Consider the following 20,228-nt stretch of genomic DNA (forward strand, 5'->3'; position numbering starts at 1 on the left):
GGAGAATTTTATGTCTATCAAATTAGTCGCTATCGATATCGATGGCACCCTGTTAAACGAAAAAAGAGAAATCACACAAGAAGTAAAAGAAGCAATTGCAAGCGCTGTGGAAAAAAACGTGGCAATCGTACTATGTACAGGTCGTCCGCTTCCAGGAGTCAAAAACCAATTGAATGAATTGGGATTATACCAAGACAACGATTATGTGATCACTTATAACGGTGCGTTAGTCCAGCAAACAAAATCTGGCAAGATCATTGCTCGTCATGGCTTGACTTATGAAGATTTCTTGGAGATCGAAGTCATGGCCAGACGTGTGGGGAGTCATTTGCATTCGATCGATGATCAAACGATCTATACAACGAATCGTGATATCAGTCCCTATACTGTCCATGAAGCTTTTTTAGTCAACATGCCATTGAAATATCGGACAGCTGATGAAATGACACCTGATATGAGTATCGTGAAGATGATGATGATCGATGAACCAGCGATCCTAGATGCGGCCATCGCTCGTTTACCACAAACTTTCCGCGAAAAATATACAACTGTCAAGAGTTCACCTTTCTACTTTGAGATCTTGAACAAAGAAGCTAGTAAAGGCGCTGCTGTTGCTAACTTAGCCCAACATCTAGGAATCAAACAAGAGGAGATCATGGCAATCGGTGACAACGAAAATGATTTGTCGATGATCGAATACGCTGGATTAGGCGTGGCGATGGGAAATGCCGTTCCGTTGATAAAAGAAGCGGCTAATGTGGTTACTGCAACCAACGATGAACACGGTGTGGCTGAAGCAATCAAAAAATATGTCTTGTAAAAGTAATGAATAAAAACAGCTCATTTTAAAGTCCGAAGTATCGGCTCTTTCTTATGAGCTGTTTTTTTGTTCAATTTTGCTTCATCGCTAACCATTTTTCCACTGCCCAACGATGACTTCCTCGTTTTAATTTTTCTAAGGCAGTTTCAGGAGTGACCCACCAGATCGATTGGTCTTTTTCGGTTGGTTCCCCTACCTTTTGCCAACTCTTTGCTACATAAAAATAGCCAGGATTGTGGAAGTAAGTTTTTCGATGGTTTGAGTAAAAATATTCCGCTGCTTCCCCTAGATAACAAGAAATCTCTGCGCTGATCCCCATTTCCTCCAGTAATTCACGAGAAATCGCTTCTTCATTTGTTTCCTGTCCCTCTTTTTCACCGCCTGGCAAAAAAAAGGCACCATTTGGCGCTTCGATCATTGCGATTTTCCCATGTGTTTCGACAATGATATACGCTGCGTAACGGTCTTGGTAATTTGCAGACTCGTCTTTTTCGCCAAACATTGGGTTTTCCATAGGTATTGTCCCTTCATCTTTTTCTTTCTATTCTACATGAGAGTTTTCTCATAAACAAGCACAAACCCATAGCGTACTTGAAATTTTTGATATGATAATGTGGAAAAGGTAAAAAAGAAAGGAAGATATACTTATGAAAATGGCTCACACTTGCGTCCGCGTTAAAGATCTTGACGCTTCTTTAAAATTCTATCAAACAGCATTCGGCTTTGAAGAAAGTCGTCGTCGCGATTTTCCAGAAAACAAGTTCACGCTGGTTTACTTGACTTTACCAGGAGATGATTACGAATTAGAGTTGACTTACAACTATGATCATGAAGGCTATGATTTAGGAAACGGCTACGGTCATATCGCTATTTCAGTTGAAGACTTAGAAGCACTTCATGAAAAACATCAAGCAGCAGGCTTCAACGTGACTGACTTGAAAGGACTGCCAGGAACAGCTCCGTCTTATTACTTCGTTGTCGATCCTGATGGTTACAAAATCGAAGTCATTCGTACAAAATAAATAGAGCAATACTAAAAAACAGAGGATGTGAACACCGCGTGTCAACTTCCTCTGTTTTTTTCTGTTCTTAAAACCACTTACTGTTAACCGATCAATACGCTCTCTTCTGGATATTTGTACTTCGTCCCTACTTGATTTCCTTTTACAAGAATAGAGAAAAAGACGGTTAAAATCCCTACACGTCCGATATACATCAATGACATGATGATCAGTTTCCCGACTTCTGTCAGATCTGGCGTCAACCCCATTGTCAACCCAACTGTTCCAAAAGCTGAGAACACTTCAAAAGCAATATATTCGATGCCTGAAGTTTCTGGGATCGTCTCAGTCACAGACAAGACCATGATCGCCAACATACATAAAGACAATGTAACGAAAAACAATGTCAGTGCGCGAAGTACTGCTGCTGGGCGAATAGTTCGTCCGAAAGCTTCAGCTCTGGTTTTCCCGTTAAATGTCGCATGCATTTGAATCAATAGGATGCCCAAAGTAGTGGTCTTTAACCCACCTGCTGTTGAACCGGATGTTCCACCGATATACATCAAGATCATTGTCAACATCAAGCCGGCATGACTCATTTGTAAATAGTCGATGGAGTAGTAACCAGCTGTTCTTGGTGTGACACTCATGAAGAACGTATTTGCTAAACGTTCAAGATAAGTTCCTTCAACTAGATGGATCGCATTTTGTTCGGTAAAGAAAAAGACGATAAAACCGCCCACCAATAAGCCACCAGTGACAATCAATGCAATTTTTGAGTGGAGAGTGATTTTCTTTACTTTATGATAACTAAGTAGATCCCGCCAAACAATGAAACCTAACCCACCAGCAATGATCAGCGCAGAGACCACCATTAAGAGATAGATGTTTGGCTGATCATTTGCTAAGCTATCCCCTAACAAATCAAACCCAGCATTACAAAAACTTGATACGGCATGGAAGATGCTGTACCAAATCCCTTTTGTCCATCCGTAAGTCGGCACAAATGTAAAACTCAAGGCAAGTGCTCCCAGCCCTTGGATGACCATTGCGAATTTCAAGATATAGAGCATCAAACTCATAACACCTGACATGATTTCAAGATTCAATGCTTCTTTTAGTAAGATCCGCATACTAAAGCTGACTTTTTTCTTCGCTACTGCAAAGAAAATAATGGGGATCATCATAAAACCTAAACCACCGATCTCGATCAAAACCATGATCAGAAACTGACCGGCTTCATTCCAATGCGCCGCAGTGTTCAATGTAGTCAAGCCAGTGACACAGACGGCTGAAGTTGCAGTAAATAATGCATCAATATAATTCGTCGGTTCGCCACTTTTACTAAAGAAAGGCAAAGTAAGTAAACTGCCACCAACTAAGATCAAAAGAAAAAAGCCAACAGCAATCAATTGAACTGGTGACAGTTGTTTTGTTATCCTCTGTTTCATTCGAATCACTCCTCTAAGACCGTTAGCTACCTTCGCAACGAACAAATGAAGTAGCTATTGCTCTCACGGATGTAAAAGTAAGTCCGCCAAACGCTCGCTTTCTTTTCATTCCTTATCTTACCTTGTTTTTCTTCTTCCAGCAAAGAATTTGAGTCTTTTTCCTCCCTTATACCTGTTCGTTTGATACACATGCTTTCGAACAAACAATAGGAACGCTCAAATGAGTTCTACAAAAAAAAACTCCAGATAATAAGCCATAAACATCCGAAATTAGTTAAAGATATTTTTCGACATTTACGGCCTATTCTTCGGAGCTTAGAACTGTAGCTCAGATGAACGAACAACGTTACTAATTTGCTCAGATGACTTAGCTAATCAGCGTTCCCCATATTTTTCACTTTGATCAAGCGAGTAACTTCCGCACGTTCATTTTCTTCTAACTTCATCTTGATATAATAGATCGTTTCTTCTAATTGTGGAATCGTCATGTACTCTAACGCATTCACTCTGCGCCGTGTTTTTTCGATCTCACCGGCCATCAGTTGACAGGTTTTCTCGATCTCTGTCAACTCAAGGAGCTTAGGCAGAAATGAGGTAAAACGATCGATCGAACGGTCTAATTCTGCATTGGAATTCAAATAGCCATAATCCACCGGTGCTTCGCCTAGCTGTTCGTCATATTCAAAATTCATGATCGGTACTTTGACGCTCATAATGTTTTTTTCGATAACAGCTAACTCGACATTTTCAGCCGATAGTACAAACAATTCATCAATGAAGGCTTCAGGTAATGAAGCTTTCGCAAGGACAAAATCGCTCATAGCTGCTGTCATTTCTTTTTCTACTACTTGGCGCAGTTCATTGTTCTTACGGATCAGTAGGATGAATTGACGCATCAATTCATCCTGCTTATCCTTCAACAATTTGTGTCCTCTTGTTGCAGTCCTCAATTGCTTTTTGAGTCGTGTCAATTCCATTCGTGTCGGATTAACATTTAATCGAACCATCTGACACTCACTCCCCTTCTGGCAGGTACTGGTCAAGCAGATCATCTTTGATCCGTTTTAATTCCGTTCGTGGAAGCATGGCTAAAAGTTCCCATCCTAGATCCAGCGTTTCAGTGATTGAGCGGTTGGTATAAAATCCTTGATTGACATATTCTTTTTCAAAACGTTCCGCAAACTTAGCATAGATTTTGTCCACGTCTGACAACGCCGACTCCCCTAAGACAACAGCTAATTCTTTGGCTTGTTTACCTTGGGCGTACGCCGCAAATAATTGGTTCATCGTCGCTGCATGATCTTTTCTAGTTTTCCCTTCACCTGTCCCTTTATCTTTCAAACGTGAAAGCGAAGGCAGGACATCGATCGGTGGTTGGATGCCACTCTTATACAATTCCCTCGTCAAAATGATTTGTCCTTCTGTGATATAGCCGGTCAAATCAGGGATGGGATGTGTCTTATCATCTTCTGGCATGGTCAAGATCGGGATTTGTGTCACAGACCCCTTTAATCCTCGGATTCGACCAGCACGTTCATATAAAGTTGCTAAATTCGTATAAAGATACCCTGGATAGCCACGACGACCTGGCACTTCACGACGGGCAGCAGAGATTTCTCGTAATGCTTCGGCGTAGTTAGTCATATCTGTCATGATGACTAACACGTGCATCCCTTTTTCATAAGCGAGATATTCAGCCGCAGTCAATGCCATACGAGGCGTTGCGATCCGTTCGATGGCTGGGTCATTCGCTAAGTTCATGAACATCACCGAACGATCGATTGCTCCCGTCTGGCGGAAGTCTTCCATAAAGAATTCTGCTTCTTCAAAGGTGATTCCAATGGCAGCAAAAACAACTGCAAAATCATCAGAAGAGTCTAACACCGTCGCTTGTCTCGCAATTTGAGCAGCTAATTCTTTGTGTGGCAAACCAGAGCCAGAAAATACCGGCAATTTTTGTCCTCTGACCAAAGTATTCAGGTGATCGATTGCTGAGATACCTGTTTGGATAAACTCATCAGGATAATCACGAGCCACCGGGTTGATGACTTCTCCATTGATGTCCAAGTATTTTTCTGGTAGGATTTCTGGCCCATTGTCTTTTGGACGACCTAACCCGTCAAATACACGACCGATCATGTCTTCAGAAACTCCCAACTCTAATGGATGCCCTAAAAAGCGGACCGTTGAATCTCTCAGATTGATCCCACTAGTTCCTTCAAAAATTTGGACCATCGCTTTGTCTTCTTGTACTTCAAGTACTTGTCCACGACGAATCTCGCCATTTTGCATACGAACTTCAATCAACTCTTCATATTTCACCCCAGCGACTTTCTCGACCGCCATCAAAGGACCGACCACTTCACCAATTGTTCGATATTCTTTAATCATCGGTCATTCCTCCTTCTGAAACGATTGCTTGGATCGTTGGTTTGATATTCGCTTGGATTTCATCTAATTTCTCTAATTCTGTTTCTGGCACGAATTTACTACGACCGATTCGTTCTCTCAATCCCACAGTTCCTTTCATGATCTCACTGAGATAAGCACCTAATGAAATCGCCTGACGTGCTTCTTCACCAAAAGATAGGATCAATTTCAACATCTTGAATTGTTTTTCTCTAGAAGTAAATGTATCCACCTCATCAAACGCATTTTGTTGTAAGTAATCTTCACGAATGGACTTTGCTACTTCAAGCGTCAAGCGATCATTATCTGAAAGTGAATCGACACCAACAAGACGCACGATTTCATTCAATTGCTCTTCTTGTTGCAAGATACGCATTCCTTCTGCCACCATCTCTGCCCAATCCGCTTGTAGGATCTGATCCATGTAACGTCCCACTTCTGACGAATAAAGAGAATAGCTTTGAATCCAGTTGATGGATGGGAAATGACGTTTTTGCGCCAAACTGGAGTCTAATCCCCAGAAAACTTTCACGACACGCAACGTATTTTGAGTCACTGGTTCAGAAACATCTCCACCAGATGGTGAGACCGCACTGATCGCTGTAATGCTTCCTTCACGTTCTTCATTACCTAAAGCAATGACACGTCCTGAACGTTCATAGTATTCAGCTAAACGAGAACCTAAATATGCAGGATAGCCTTCATCACCAGGCATTTCTTCTAAACGTCCACTCATTTCTCGCAATGCCTCTGCCCAACGAGAAGTGGAATCTGCCATGATCGCCACATCATATCCCATATCACGGAAATATTCCGCAATAGTGATCCCTGTATAGATCGATGCTTCCCGTGCAGCTACTGGCATATTTGATGTATTGGCAATCAATACGGTACGTTCCATCAATGATTCACCTGTATTAGGATCAATCAGTTCTGGAAACTCATTCAGTACGTCCGTCATCTCATTACCACGTTCACCACAACCAACATAAACGACCATATCAACATCTGCCCATTTAGCAATTTGGTGCTGAACAACTGTTTTACCAGCACCAAATGGGCCAGGTACAGCGGCAGCTCCGCCTTTTGTCACTGGGAAAAAGGTATCGATAACACGTTGCCCCGTGATCATTGGCGCGTCCGGATTCAATTTTGCTTTGATCGGACGACTCCGTCTAACAGGCCATTTTTGCAACATCGTCAATTCTCGCAAACCGTCTTCTGTTTCGATGACACAAACCACTTCATCGATCGTAAATGATCCCGCTTCGATTTTTTTGATTTTTCCTTTGACACCATGAGGTACCATGATTTTATGTTGGATGATCTTTGTTTCATCCACCACACCTAGAACATCTCCGGTACTGACTTCTTGCCCGACTTCAGCAGTTGCTTCAAACCACCATTTTTTTTCATGGTCTAACGCTGGTAATTGGACACCACGACTTAAAAAGTTGCTTTGCGTGATCTCCATGAACGTATCCAATGGCCGTTGGATCCCATCAAACATTTGTGAAATGATCCCAGGCGCCAACTCAACAGACAACGCTTCACCTGTTGAACGAACGGGTTCACCAGGGCCGATCCCTGAAGTTTCTTCGTATACTTGTATCGATGCGACATCTCCGCGCATCTCAATGATTTCGCCGATGACTCCTAGCTCTCCCACTAAGCACATATCTTGGATACTTGCATCTGACATATTTTTTGCCATCACGAGAGGGCCGGAGACTTTTATGATTTTTCCAATTTGCAATGCACTATCTCCTTTACATTCTATAAGATATTTTGTCCAACTGCTTTTTCCACACTCTTTTGGATCTCTGCTACGCCGATCCCCATCGTTCCTTGATGGCTAGGGATTAGGACAATTGCTGGCGTCATCGATTCTTTGTAACGTTCTATCGTCTCAGGTGTCATCGCCGCCGATTGTTCTGTGACATAGATCACTCCATAGGCGCTTTTTGCCATTTGTTCGATTGCGCGCCTCACTTCTTGTGGCTCTGTCGCATAGTGCACATCAAACCCAAATAATTTAAATGGTAAAACAGAATCTTTGTCGCCAACGACACCGATTTTATGCGTCATAGACTTGTCTCACCCTTTCTCTGATCGTTTCATTATCAAAGTGATTTTTCTTACCGATCACTAATAGCCGAAGATTTTTGCTCTCAATTTCTTTTGCATTCAAGAAAGCAAGTAAAGGCAACGGGCCAAAAGCCTGCGTTTGTGCGGCTTCATACAGCGAAGATAAGTAATCGTCTTTGATTTGTTCTAATCGAACAAAATCTAGTTCTCCTTCATGGATTGCAGGTTCGATCAATTGACGATAATCTGTTGTTTGCAGAAAGTTCAAATAGGTATCCAACTCGCTTTTGACGAAACTCAAAAACGTTTCTTTCGGGATACTGCCAGAACTTGAAAGTACTGCAGTCATAAAACCACTGGATCGTTGTTGCAAGATACCGCGTGCCATCGTCGTGATATTAGTCAAATCAATAAACGCAATGATTTCTTCCAGTAATTCCGGATACCCAAGTTTCTCTCCAAGACGGCGTTGCTCTGTCAAGAAATAGCGATCATAGATAACATCGATTCCTTGTAACACAGAGGATTCTTCGCAGTATTCATGGACTTCACGAATACTATCCATCAACTGCGAAGGCAATTCTGTAGAGCCTTGTGTATGGATTGCTTGCTTTAACGCTTCGCATGAATAAAAACCATCATTACGGTACAGGTGATCCAGATTTTTACCCGTCATCTCGGCTTTTGTCAGGACTTTTAAATTATGGAACGTATACCGCATCGTATAGACCCAAACGACTTCAGGTTCTGGCGCCGATTCTTTCAACCAGGTAAATAGTTTGCCCGACTCAGCCAATAGATTTTCCTCAAAGTCCCGTTCAAAACCTTCGTAGATATAAGGATGATAAATCGTTGTTTTTAACATTTCGCCTAATGCGTCCAATGATTTCGTCTGGATCATGCGATCAAAATCTTCTTTTGATAAAAGTTCTAATTCTCTTCCACGAATCAAGGGATTTAATTCATGATAATCCATTCACCGATCCCTCCTTACTCGAATAGTTGTTTCGCAATTTCAAAGCGCATTTGTTCTTGCACTTCTTGTACTAGATCACTATAGACAAAGTTGTATTGTACCCCTTGGTCATCAATCAAAAATCCTGCTTCTTTGGCAATCCTTCGATCACTTAGATGCAAGGTGAAGGGCAACTGTTGGTTCCACTTTGTCACTACTTCATTGGTTAAAATGGCAGCAGATTTTTCTCCGGCTAATAAAGTAACCTCACCAGATAAGGATAAATTCTGCACCATATTGAACATCAATGAAAGTTGATCTTCTGCTGGCCAACTTTCTAATTCTTGGCGTGCTTCAGCAAACAAACGATGTAAAAATTTTTGTTTTTCATTGAGTGTTGCTTGACGCACTTCCACCTGTTGGCGATTTCTTAATTGACGGTAACTCTTTTCGATTTCTTCAAGTTCTTTAGATTTTTGCTTTTCATCGTCTGCTTCTAAACGCGCACGCTCGATTTTGAACTGCTGATCGATTTTTTCACGTTCTACTTTTTCAAACGCCGCTCGTTCTGCTTCAGCTGTTTCATTCATTTGACGAATGATATTATCAATGGCGTTCATTGTTTTTCCTCCTTGTTTAAGCATTCAATACTAATAAGAAAGAAATAACGAAGCCTAAGATTGCGTAAGTTTCAACCATTGCGGCAAAGATAATTCCTTTAGTTGCGTGTTCTGGTTTTTTCGCTAAGATCTGGATACCTGCAGCAGATACTTTCCCCTGAGCAATCCCAGAAAACAATCCTGTAAAGGCAATCGGTAAAGATGCGCCTAAAAAATTCAGCCCTTGGACAACCGACATATCTGCATTTAAATTGATAAAGATCAAGAAGGCGATTACGAAGCCATAAAGTCCCTGTGTTCCGGGAAGTAATTGTAAAATCAACGCTTGTCCGAATTTTTCCGGTTGACTTGTCGTCAATGCAGCTGCGGCTTCACCAGTCATCCCCACACCTTTCGCTGATCCGATCCCTGAAAAGATCGTGGCTGTTGCCATCGCTAATACCGCAAACACCATTCCACCATTTTGAGCAATTAAGTAATCCATCATTTTTTAAAATTCCTCCAATTTTTTTACTTTTTCTTATGATTGATATTGACATATTTTTCCGCTGCTTTCAGTGGATCGAAGGCCCGTCCGCCTCCGGTATAAAACTTGCCGAAAAATTCGACATATTGCAATCTCGCGCCATGCACGTAGGCACTAAGCAAGGTCAAGAACATATTCAACGCATGTAAAGCGATGATCAATAAGATCCCGACACTAAAGCGCGCGGCTGGCGGCATGAAAGCAACCAACATATTGAAGGCAGCGCCGATACTCCCACCAGAGATCCCCAAAGCCATCAATCGTGTGTAACTCACTAGATCACCGATATAACCAGTCAAACCATACAAATTATAGGCTCCTTTTGCAGCACCTTTGACTTTGGATGAAGATTGGAAAATCGGAATGACAAAAATACATAGCGCTGATAAAATCGCTAATCCTGCACCTAGGTAAACAAAAATCGGGTTCTTGACGATCATACTACCAAGTAATAAAAGGACGACTCCCACTAAAATCCCTTGCCAGGCAAATCCATCATTGATCGCATCCACGTAATCTTTGCGCTTGATATGCTCTTTTGCTGCAAGAAACAATCCTACTAAGATTTGGATAAGCCCAAAAATGACAGACAAGACTAAAATCGTATTGACATCATCTGTTGTAGACAACAACGGGAAGGGTAAGTGGATACCTAATACTTCGGTCGGTAACGCTTGTCCAAAGAAGGAACTATAAATAAATCCCCAGATGATCGACGGAATCGCTAAGATTTCGAAAAACTTAGCAAATCGCTGCATCCCTCGAGGTAATACCAACAATTTTTGCGCAATGATTGCGCCTATAAGCATGAGTAAACCATAACCAATATCAGCCACCATCATCCCGAAAAAGACAAGATAAAATGGCGTCATCCATGGTGTCGGATCAATTTCATGATACTTAGGTAAACTGTACATTTCCGTCAGCATTTCAAAAGGTGCCACGATTGGATGGTTCTTCAATTTCGTTGGTACTTCTTGATCGATCTCTTCTTCGGTGGGCGCTTCAAAGCTAAGAAAGACTTCATCAGCAGACAACGTATTTTCTACCTGCTGGATCAATTCTTGCTTTTCGTCCTCGCCGACCCATCCTTGGACAACGATCAGGTAAGGCGCCATGACAAATCGATCCTTCACTGCTTCTCGTTCTGCCATTGCCAAGAGGATTTCTTCTGCCCATTCCAATTCTTGGATGTAACTGCTACAACGACCGATTTTGATCGCTAATTGTTTTTGTGCTTCGTAACAAGCTTGCAACTCTTGCTTGATTTCCTGTAGCTGTTCTTTTGGCGTTTGCTCATAAGGATATGCTTCTTTGACAAAACCATAACGAGTAGCAATCTCATCGACAATAGATGCTGAAGTTTTGAGCACCACGTAAGTCAAGTAAACGAAGTGATCTGTTTCGCTGACTTCTTCCACATAGACCTCTGGAACTTTTGCTAATGCTTCTCTAAATTCTGTCGCATTAGCAACACTGATCGTTCCCATCTCAACTGTTGTTTGGTGACTACTAAAGCTTTGCGGTATAACATCCAGATTTGCCCAATGTGTCAACCTGTCTTCCTGCTCTGACAGTTGTTCTCGTTGTTCTGCTAATGTTTCCCATTGTTTCTTCAAGCCTAATATTTCAGTTAAACGCTTCGTAAAATCTTCTTCCGAATAATTTGCTTCTAGTTCCTGCAAGGTCACTTCTCTTCGTTTGAGGTGTTGTTTCTTTTGTTGCTTGTCCCCATGATGATCAATGAACTGAACAGCTTCTCTTGTTTGCATGATCCGACTAGTAAGCGCATTGACGATCGGTTCTTTTTCAAAAATCGCTGCCTTAGGAAAATAAGTATCCACCCATTGATTATTTGTCGTTTCTTGAAAAAGATCGCGAATCTCTACATTTTGGATGCCTTGGATTGCTTGTAATAAGGCATCCTGATTTTGTTTATCGGAAATAAGAGTCACTTTTTCCATCTTAGTGACGGCCATAGGTTTCTTTCACCCTTTCAATGATCGCGTCAACCGCTTGCTGACGTTGCTTCTCATATTGTTCTTGTACGATGGATTGCAATCGTCTAGCGTCTTCGTTCAATTTATTTTTTTCAGCAATCGCTTTTTGCTGTTCCGCTCGTTTTTTTTCTTCAAGCAACTGTTCCAAATGTTGTTTTTGACTTGCACGAAGTTGATCCAATTCGACCGCTTTTGCTTCTTTATAATCTTTTAACTCTTGCTGAAGCTTTTTCATCGCTTGTTCATTTTCTTTTTCAGCTTGTTTGATTTTTTCTAAGGCTTCTAGCACATTCCCTACTTCCTTTCTCTAAAAAAAGAGGGACATCCTTTCTTTTTTCATTGAAAGTATGTCCCTCTAAAAATAACTTCAGATAATCTAGGCACTTTCAAAAAAATGTTCTTCTCACCCCTTGAAGAACTAGATCCTTGAAGCTTGCGCCCAACCATTTATATATTTCTTACTTACAAGTATAACAAATTCAGGTAAAATTTCAACTAACAGATCCCTTTTTCCTTTCAGAAAGTTCATAACTGACAGTAAATGAGCAACTTTAGAAACATTCTACCTATTATATAATTACGTACGTTTTCCAAAACAAATATTTTAATTTTTTTTTAAACTATTGCTAAAATAGAAGTAGTTTATGAATGGAGGAAATCGTATGCATCAAAAAATTGGTATCGCGGCCAATCAATTACTGCGGGCTACAGAAACATTTCAAGGAAATCAAGTCACTTACACCCCGCAAGGTTTTGTTAATGCGGTACAGCAAGCAGGGGGCTTGCCTTTGCTTCTCCCTATTTCTTCCACAGAAAGCGCTCGTGACTACATTCAGCTCGTCGATAAGCTACTCCTAGCTGGCGGTCAGGATGTCAGTCCTTCGTTCTACAACGAAGCGCCTCACCCTAAATTGACAGAAACAAACCTGAATCGGGATCTATTTGAACAGGCGTTGATCAATGAAGCATTAAAACAAAATAAACCGATCTTAGCTGTGTGTCGTGGGATGCAATTATTGAATGTAACGTTAGGGGGAATCTTTACCAAGACCTTACGTTATATCCAAATTGGTCAGTGAAACATGAACAACAACCAACTCCCCCACAATTTGCTACGCATGAAATCACAGTCGAACCAGATAGTATCCTCCACGAAGTATTACCTACTTCTTATTTTGTAAATTCTTATCATCACCAAGCAATCAGGGATCTTGCTCCTACACTAAAAGCAACAGCGTATTCTCCTGATGGATTGGTGGAAGCTGTTGAAAGTAAAGGATCCAACCAACGAATACTTGGTGTTCAATGGCATCCTGAGCTTATTCACCAAAAAAATCCACTCGATCAAAAATTATTTGATTATTTTGTACAATCGTTATGATCGTTATAAACGAAATGAAAAGCCCGTCTAGCAGGAACATGTTGTTTCAGCTAGACGGGCTTTCATTCATTTTATGCAAGGAACATCGATCTGCAGTTAACTTCTACGATACTCAAGCAGCTGTTTCAATTGCTCGATTTGTCGCTGCAATTCGCTCCCTTTTGTCGTATCACGATTTAATTTTCGTGGCAACTGTTGATCAATGACCTTTTTGACTTCTGCCAAGCCATTGGCTGTTTCAAATTGTTCCTCGATGCCTAAAAATGGGTAGTGGGTCACGATTTGAAAGCCATAAGAGTTACATAGCAACGAATACCCTGCAATACCCGTTGTTCGTTGATAGGCCTTTGATAAACCACCGTCAATCACGAAAACTGTTCCGTCCGCTTTGATTGGTGACTCCCCTTTTTTCACTTTGACTGGTGTATGTCCATTGATGATCACTGAACCATAGATAGGTACACCGAACTCACGCCTTACTTTTTGACTCAACCATTCTTTGTCTCGTAATCGATAGTAAGCATTGCTGACTTCCACATGCGTTTCTTTTTCTGCTAAATAATAACGCTCAAACGTAGCCATCTTACTTTTACCAAACAACGGCGAGTAAGGCCCACTCCATGCGTACCAAATCAAATCAGTCGCTAGGTCTTCTTTTTTCTTCAGTGATTTAGCACTTTCACGAATCTGTTCTTCAAAAAATGCTATCAATTGCTTCCCTTGATACGTCTCACTCCCAAGTTTAAAACTTAGAAACTCACCATGTTCATCTACCGGCATACAGCCATGAAACAAGATACTTTGGTTCGTGACAAGATACATCCTACCTTTTTCTAAAAGGAAATCCATATGTTTTTGCATTCGGAGTGAATGTTGAAAAGAATACAGCAACATATCGATCACTCGTCGTTCGTCTGCCGTTAAACGATCCGGTTCCTGCGCAGAAATCGTCTGGAAACATGGGTGATGGATCGTATACTTTTGACCATCCAGAAACAACTCATTTTTTTCATAATCGATATTCGCTAACATATCCCGATCCGCCATCTCAAATTCTGGTCGTCGTTTCAGTAAATGCGATTCTAGTTTGAATTGCATGATCGCAAGCGCTTGATGGATTTTCTCCATCTCTTCTCTCTCGCGTTCCGTTGCGTCTTGGCTATTCTTAGGTGTAAACAAAGGGTTTGTTTGATAAGTTTCTGTCGCAAACGAACAAAGGGAACGCAGATTCAACGCGTATTCTTTTTCCAACTCGAATAAATAATTATACCGCGCAGCGATACGCAATAAGGTCAACAAACAAGTTTCCGAGCCACAATATGCCCCCAGCCATAAAATATCATGGTTGCCCCATTGGATATCGATTGAATGGATCTCCATCAAGCGGTCCATCACTTTGGCGGCTTGTGTCCCCCGATCAAAGATGTCTCCGACCACGTGGACATGATCGATCACCATTCGTTGAATCGTCTGCGCTAACTTTTTTAAAAAGCGCTCTTCTTCATTCATCTCAAGCAACTGATCAACGATTTTACTCACATAAGATTTTTTCCCTTGCACACGATCATCGACATACAATAATTCCTCAATGATATAACTATATTCTTTAGGCAAGGCTTTTCTTACTTTTGATCTCGTATACTTAACAGAAGTGAATCGCAGTAACTCGATCAATTGATGGATTAACGTTGTTTTGTCTTGTTTTTTGTACCAGTCAGTCGCTAATGCGTATTCCGGATATGCAACAAAAATCGTTAATCGTTTCATCTCTTCTTCACTTAAACAATCTTGAAATAAATCTTTGATTTTCTCTCGTAGATTCCCTGAACCATTTCTCAATATATGATCAAATGCTGGAAACTCTCCATGGATATCACTTAAAAATAATTCGGTTCCTTTTGGTAGTTGTAGGATTGCTTCTAAGTTGATGATCTCCGTAATGACTTCTTCTTTTGTTGGGAATTTTTCTGACAATAATTCTAAATATTGATCCATCCAAACGCCTCCAAAATTGGTATACCTAAAATTATAGGACACACAATGGATATTTACAATAAAATTACTTTACTAAATAAAAAATAGGTACATATAAAATCGTGGATTTTTCAAATCAAACAAAAGCACTCTAGGTATACGTCTAAAAGCAACTCTTACGAAAATAAGCCGAGACACCCGAAAATTGTTCTTCACCTTTCGGGCGTCTCGGCTTATTTCTCATCATTGAATATTTCTGTTACAACTTCAACATTTATTTCTTTTTGCGTTCATTTCTCATGATTGAAATCGATTGTTTCAATGACGTCCAAATACCACCTTCACTGTAAACAAGCACGTTTGATTTGTACATATTTGCGGACATGAACATCAATACGAATGTGATGATCACTAGAACGATCAAAGAAATCAATACGCCACTTATTTCAACCGTTTCATTTGCCAAGCGGATCGGCATGATATATGAAGATAGGAATGGAATGTATGAAGTGATGCGGATCACGATATTATTCGGATCAGATGCACCAAGGATCAATCCTAACATATAACCACCTAAAGAAAGGTACGTCACTGGTAAAATCGCTTTTGCTGTATCTTCGGCTTTGTTGACTAGTGAGCCACATAAGGCAGCTAACACGGCGTAGATCAAGATCCCAAAGAACATAAATAGTAAAGAGTACCATAAGAATGGCCCGAAAATACTATCCAAAGAAATCCCATCCAGTACACTTTTAACGATTTCCATATCTTTGAACTGGTTGAATCCTACTGCAAAGATGATACCGTATAAAGCCATTTGAGTGACTGCCACTAGCAGAACTCCTGTTAGTTTTCCATAAAAATGTTTTTGTGCAGTGGTACTAGACAAGATCACTTCCATGATTCTTGTCCCTTTTTCTGAAGCAATCTCTTGCGCGATGATCTGTGCATACGTCAAGATGATGATGAATAGAATGATCGTTGCGACATAACTGACTGCATATTGAACAGCTGAGTTATCTTCTCCTATCGTCATTTCACCATTGGCGTCAAAACTGACTTTTTGTCGTGAAAATCCAGCCGGTTGACTTAATGCAGCCACTTCTTCAGGAGAGATCCCTAAGCTACTTGCCCGCATCATTGACTGTAAACCAGTCAACTGCTGTTGGATCAACAGTTGTGTTGCTTGGCCTAATGAGTTTTCACTAAATAATTCTCCGGATACTTCTCCATTATCTGTCGTGACTACCATGTACGCATCGATCTTTTCGTCAGATAACTTACTTTTGGCTTCATCCTCCGATGAAAAAGCTTCAAAGTGGAAATCCCCCATATCGGATTGACTCAAATAATCAGTGATTTGTTGGTCTTCAGCAATCACACCGATTTTATCTGTTTCACTGTTTTGTTGAGCAAAATTACCTGCTAAGTAAATCACACCCATCAAAACAAACGGGACTAATATCATAATAATAAAAGAAATCGATTTGACATTTTTCAAATAGACATCTTTTGTGATGATCCAAAATTTACCCATGTAGTTCATCTGCTTTCATCTTGAAGATTTCTTCTAAAGTAGGCGGTTGTTGATTGAACATTGGAATATAGCCAAATTGTGTCGCACGGGTAAAAATTTCTTTCCCTACATCTGGATGATCCAACGTGATTTCCAACGATTGATCCTCACGAAGAACCACTTTTTGGACCCCAGCGATTTCCTCTACTTCTTGTTGTGACAATCCAGACTCCAAAAATAGCTTTGTTCTGCCAAATGCTTCTCGAATCTCGTGGACTTTCCCATCTAGTACCATCTCCCCATTTCGAAGCATGATCAAGTGGTCACAAATCTTTTCAACATTATCCATATTGTGACTAGAAAAAATGACACAAGAGCCATTTTTCTTCAATTCGATGATCCCGTCTTTAAGTAGCTCAGCATTCACTGGGTCCAACCCACTAAAAGGTTCATCTAAAATAATCAACTTGGGTTCGTGGATCAGTGTTGCAATCAGTTGTACCTTTTGTTGATTTCCTTTTGATAAGGACTTAACTTTATCTGTTTTTTTCCCTTTTACTTGAAATTTCTCCATCCAAAAATCGATCTTAGGTTCAATTTCTTTTTTTGTTTTTCCCCGTAATGCGGCAAAATAGATCAACTGTTCTTGGATCGATACCTTGGGATAAAGCCCTCGTTCTTCAGGTAAATACCCAATGATGTCATAATCTTTTTCACTCAAATGATGGCCGTTCCATAGTACTTCTCCTTGATCTTGCGTCAAAAAATCTAAAATCAAACGAAAAGTCGTTGTTTTTCCTGCCCCGTTTTGCCCAATCAATCCCATGATTTTCCCATCAGGTATTTGAAAAGAAACATGATCAACAGCTGTATAACTGCCAAATGTCTTAACCAAATCCTTTACTTCTAGCATTTTCTCACTCCTTCATCCTAAATTCCTCTATCCTTTACTGTACGATATAAAATAACTTATACATAAGAACTTATGTTATTGTTTTTTATTGTACATATGAAAATGATAGGACACTTTACAGGTTTTGTAAAGCGCCCTCAGTTCAATTTTTATGCAGTTTATCGAAAACATTTTGTGCGACATTTTTTGGTAGACCAATTTCTTGTAACTCCTCAATTGACGCAGCGGTGATGTTTTTTAACGATTTGAACTCTTTCAACAACATTTTTTTTCGTTTTGGCCCTAACCCTTCAATTTCATCTAAGCGCGACGCAAAACTATTTTTACTACGTAACTGACGATGAAACGTGATTGCAAAGCGATGGACTTCGTCTTGGATACGTTGCAGTAAAAAGAATTCTGGTGAATTTCGTTCAAGCGGAACCACTTCTAATTCATTCCCAAATAACAACTCATTGGTTTTATGCTTATCATTCTTAGCCATTCCAGCGACAGGGATATCGATTCCCAATTGATTCTCCAGTACATCCTTCGCTACATCGACTTGCCCTTTCCCCCCATCGATTAAAATCAGATCAGGCAAGGGCAGTTCTTCTCGTATCACACGTGCGTAGCGGCGGTAGATGACTTCTCGCATCGAAGCATAGTCGTCTGGTCCAACGACCGTTTTGATTTTGTATTTACGGTATTCTTTTTTTGCTGGTTTTCCATCGATGAATACCACCATCGCCGCTACTGGATCGGTTCCCATGATATTAGAGTTATCAAAAGACTCGATCCGAATGGGTGCTGGAATGTTCATCGCATTACCAAGGCGCTCGATCGCTCCGATCGTTCGTTCTTGTTTCCTCACGATCAAATCAAAGCGTTCGTTCAATGCCACCCTTGCATTTTTATTGGCTAGTTCGACTAATTTTTTCTTCTCACCACGTTTGGGCTGGATGACTTTTGTCGATAATAACGCCTCAACACTCGGTTGATCGATCGTATCAGGGATCACCACTTCTTTTGGAATGAAATGTTCATTTTCCTGATAAAACTGCCCGATGTATGTTAAGAAATCCTCTTCTGCTTCATTATAAAAAGGAATGATCGATACATCTCGTTCAATCAGCTTTCCTTGACGTACAAAGAATACTTGGACACACATCCAGCCTTTATCAATGGCATAACCAAACACATCTCGATCAATCAAATCAGTGTTTGTCATTTTTTGTCTTGTCATGATCGTTTCAATAGCTCTGATTTGATCACGATACTCTGCTGCTTTTTCAAATTCCATATTTTCTGCAGCCTTAGCCATTTTCTCTTTGATTTCAGCTTCGATCGTCTCATGACCACCATTCAAAAAGCGTTTGACTTCGTTCACGATACTTGTATATTCCGCTGGATCTACATCAAAATAGTAGGGACATAAGCATTGACCTAAATGGTAATAAAGACAAGGTTCTTTTGTCTGACTTGGTTTACACTTCCGTAATGGGAATAAACGATCTAAAATCTTTTTTGTTTCATTCGCAGCCCCAACATCCGGGTAAGGGCCAAAATAAAAGGCTTTGTCTTTTAATACTTTACGAGTGATCACCAAACGAGGATATTTTTCATTCGTGATTTTTAAGAAAGGATAAGTTTTATCATCCTTTAACATGATATTGTATTTTGGATCATTCTTTTTGATCAGATTGATTTCTAGCAGTAATGCTTCAATGTTGGATTCTGTCACAATGTACTCAAAGTCCTCGATCTCACTGACTAATCGCTCCGTTTTCGTGTTATGACTTCCAGTAAAATAGGAACGCACGCGATTTTTCAAGACTTTGGCTTTTCCCACATAAATGATCGTGCCGTTTTTGTCTTTCATCAAATAGCAGCCAGGCTGATCAGGAAGTAATGCAAGTTTATTTTTTATTCGTTCATTCATGGTGACTGCTCCTTTATATTTCTGATATCGCTATTATAACAGAGGTTGAGAGAGAAGTATCAAGCGAAGAGACATAAGAAAAATTTTGCGCAGTTTATTGTATAAATTTTTAAGTATCTTGTCTCCAAAAATAGATACTATTCTCTTCATCTATGACTTTTTTGTTCCACTTCTCTGTTCAGTTTCATGACTTGATTAGTCGCAAAAAAACCGAGACAGCAATCCATATGATTGTTGTCTCAGTCTGATGTGTTAGTTACTTAATCTTATAAGTGTTGGGCAATCATTTGACGTAATTGATCTTTTGATTGAACACCGATTGCTTTTTCTACTACTTCGCCGTCTTTTTTCAAAAGTAATGTTGGAATACTCATGATCCCAAATTGTTGTGGTGTTTCAGGATTTTCATCAACATCCATCTTCACGATTCTGAATTCGTCTTCGTCATATTCTTCTTCTAACTGGTCTAAAATTGGCGCTTGCATTCGACAAGGTCCACACCAAGTTGCCCAAAAGTCGATTAAAACTAACCCTTTATCTGTTTCTTCGTTGAATGTTGCATCTGTAATTACTTGAGCCATATCAAAGACCTCCATTTATTAGTCTATTCTAAGTATAGCACTATTGGTACCTAGATTCGAGCTATTTGCTTA

At 40.3% G+C, this 20,228-nt stretch carries 18 protein-coding genes, 1 pseudogene and 1 other annotated feature; of the genes and pseudogenes, 3 read left to right on the forward strand and 16 right to left on the reverse strand.

Annotation, left to right across the window (positions count from 1 at the left end):
- The first annotated feature begins 10 nt into the window (after nt 1-10).
- Nucleotides 11-820: a sugar-phosphatase gene (gene yidA / locus HZ311_RS03310; RefSeq protein ID WP_010734853.1), complete on the forward strand. Its 810-nt coding sequence runs from the start codon at nt 11-13 to the stop codon at nt 818-820.
- A 70-nt stretch (nt 821-890) separates the two neighbouring features.
- Here yidA and HZ311_RS03315 read toward each other — a convergent pair whose 3' ends face one another.
- Nucleotides 891-1,334, reverse strand: coding sequence for an NUDIX hydrolase (locus tag HZ311_RS03315; RefSeq protein ID WP_023520053.1), 444 nt, complete (start codon nt 1,332-1,334; stop codon nt 891-893).
- Nucleotides 1,335-1,467: 133 nt separating this feature from the next.
- On the opposite strand from HZ311_RS03315, the gene gloA reads away from it, so the two are divergent.
- Nucleotides 1,468-1,842 carry a lactoylglutathione lyase gene (gene gloA / locus HZ311_RS03320; protein ID WP_010734851.1) on the forward strand — a complete coding sequence of 125 codons (375 nt, stop codon included), beginning with the start codon at nt 1,468-1,470 and terminating at the stop codon, nt 1,840-1,842.
- An 83-nt stretch (nt 1,843-1,925) separates the two neighbouring features.
- Here the strand turns inward: gloA and HZ311_RS03325 are convergent, their stop codons facing one another.
- The 10 genes from HZ311_RS03325 to HZ311_RS03370 all read right to left on the reverse strand — a co-directional run bounded on the left by HZ311_RS03325 (nt 1,926) and on the right by HZ311_RS03370 (nt 12,159).
- Nucleotides 1,926-3,272, reverse strand: a complete 1,347-nt coding sequence (locus HZ311_RS03325) for a TrkH family potassium uptake protein (protein WP_019723165.1) — start codon at nt 3,270-3,272, stop codon at nt 1,926-1,928.
- A 371-nt stretch (nt 3,273-3,643) separates the two neighbouring features.
- A complete protein-coding gene (locus HZ311_RS03330) occupies nt 3,644-4,279 on the reverse strand; it encodes a V-type ATP synthase subunit D (RefSeq protein ID WP_023520054.1) in 636 nt (211 codons plus the stop codon).
- Nucleotides 4,280-4,286: 7 nt separating this feature from the next.
- On the reverse strand, nt 4,287-5,663 hold the full coding sequence (locus HZ311_RS03335; RefSeq protein ID WP_010734848.1) for a V-type ATP synthase subunit B: 1,377 nt from the start codon (nt 5,661-5,663) through the stop codon (nt 4,287-4,289).
- Nucleotides 5,656-7,437 carry a V-type ATP synthase subunit A gene (locus HZ311_RS03340; protein ID WP_023520055.1) on the reverse strand — a complete coding sequence of 594 codons (1,782 nt, stop codon included), beginning with the start codon at nt 7,435-7,437 and terminating at the stop codon, nt 5,656-5,658. Before HZ311_RS03340 ends, HZ311_RS03335 begins: the two co-directional genes overlap by 8 nt.
- Before the next feature lie 20 nt (nt 7,438-7,457).
- Nucleotides 7,458-7,769 carry a V-type ATP synthase subunit F gene (locus tag HZ311_RS03345; RefSeq protein ID WP_019723168.1) on the reverse strand — a complete coding sequence of 104 codons (312 nt, stop codon included), beginning with the start codon at nt 7,767-7,769 and terminating at the stop codon, nt 7,458-7,460.
- The gene (locus tag HZ311_RS03350) at nt 7,759-8,745 is read right to left on the reverse strand and encodes a V-type ATPase subunit (RefSeq protein WP_010734845.1); all 987 of its coding nucleotides are present in this window, start codon (nt 8,743-8,745) and stop codon (nt 7,759-7,761) included. The genes HZ311_RS03345 and HZ311_RS03350 overlap by 11 nt, the downstream gene beginning before the upstream one ends.
- 14 nt (nt 8,746-8,759) lie before the next feature.
- Entirely contained in the window at nt 8,760-9,344 is a 585-nt protein-coding gene (locus HZ311_RS03355; protein ID WP_178946472.1) for an ATPase V, read from the reverse strand.
- Nucleotides 9,345-9,360: 16 nt separating this feature from the next.
- Entirely contained in the window at nt 9,361-9,831 is a 471-nt protein-coding gene (locus HZ311_RS03360; RefSeq protein ID WP_010734843.1) for a V-type ATP synthase subunit K, read from the reverse strand.
- A gap of 23 nt (nt 9,832-9,854) precedes the next feature.
- A complete protein-coding gene (locus HZ311_RS03365) occupies nt 9,855-11,849 on the reverse strand; it encodes a V-type ATP synthase subunit I (RefSeq protein WP_023520057.1) in 1,995 nt (664 codons plus the stop codon).
- Nucleotides 11,836-12,159, reverse strand: coding sequence for a hypothetical protein (locus HZ311_RS03370; protein WP_023520058.1), 324 nt, complete (start codon nt 12,157-12,159; stop codon nt 11,836-11,838). Before HZ311_RS03370 ends, HZ311_RS03365 begins: the two co-directional genes overlap by 14 nt.
- A 108-nt stretch (nt 12,160-12,267) precedes the next feature.
- Nucleotides 12,268-12,315 (reverse strand) — a sequence feature (sodium ion sensor (DUF1646 type); this cis-regulatory element may regulate processes involved in with the transportation of sodium ions).
- A gap of 217 nt (nt 12,316-12,532) precedes the next feature.
- On the opposite strand from HZ311_RS03370, the pseudogene HZ311_RS03375 reads away from it, so the two are divergent.
- A pseudogene (locus HZ311_RS03375) lies at nt 12,533-13,251 on the forward strand (gamma-glutamyl-gamma-aminobutyrate hydrolase family protein).
- Nucleotides 13,252-13,347: 96 nt separating this feature from the next.
- Here the strand turns inward: HZ311_RS03375 and HZ311_RS03380 are convergent.
- The 5 genes from HZ311_RS03380 to trxA all read right to left on the reverse strand — a co-directional run bounded on the left by HZ311_RS03380 (nt 13,348) and on the right by trxA (nt 20,156).
- Nucleotides 13,348-15,246 carry a fructose-1,6-bisphosphatase gene (locus HZ311_RS03380; protein WP_178946473.1) on the reverse strand — a complete coding sequence of 633 codons (1,899 nt, stop codon included), beginning with the start codon at nt 15,244-15,246 and terminating at the stop codon, nt 13,348-13,350.
- Between the two features lie 253 nt (nt 15,247-15,499).
- On the reverse strand, nt 15,500-16,762 hold the full coding sequence (locus HZ311_RS03385) for an ABC transporter permease (RefSeq protein ID WP_010734838.1): 1,263 nt from the start codon (nt 16,760-16,762) through the stop codon (nt 15,500-15,502).
- Nucleotides 16,755-17,654, reverse strand: coding sequence for an ABC transporter ATP-binding protein (locus tag HZ311_RS03390; protein ID WP_178946474.1), 900 nt, complete (start codon nt 17,652-17,654; stop codon nt 16,755-16,757). Before HZ311_RS03390 ends, HZ311_RS03385 begins: the two co-directional genes overlap by 8 nt.
- A 142-nt stretch (nt 17,655-17,796) precedes the next feature.
- The gene (gene uvrC / locus HZ311_RS03395; protein ID WP_023520060.1) at nt 17,797-19,575 is read right to left on the reverse strand and encodes an excinuclease ABC subunit UvrC; all 1,779 of its coding nucleotides are present in this window, start codon (nt 19,573-19,575) and stop codon (nt 17,797-17,799) included.
- A 266-nt stretch (nt 19,576-19,841) separates the two neighbouring features.
- Nucleotides 19,842-20,156, reverse strand: a complete 315-nt coding sequence (gene trxA, locus HZ311_RS03400; RefSeq protein ID WP_010734835.1) for a thioredoxin — start codon at nt 20,154-20,156, stop codon at nt 19,842-19,844.
- Between the last annotated feature and the right edge of the window lie 72 nt (nt 20,157-20,228).

Source organism: Enterococcus mundtii (assembly GCF_013394305.1).
Taxonomy (GTDB): Bacteria; Bacillota; Bacilli; order Lactobacillales; family Enterococcaceae; genus Enterococcus_B; species Enterococcus_B pernyi.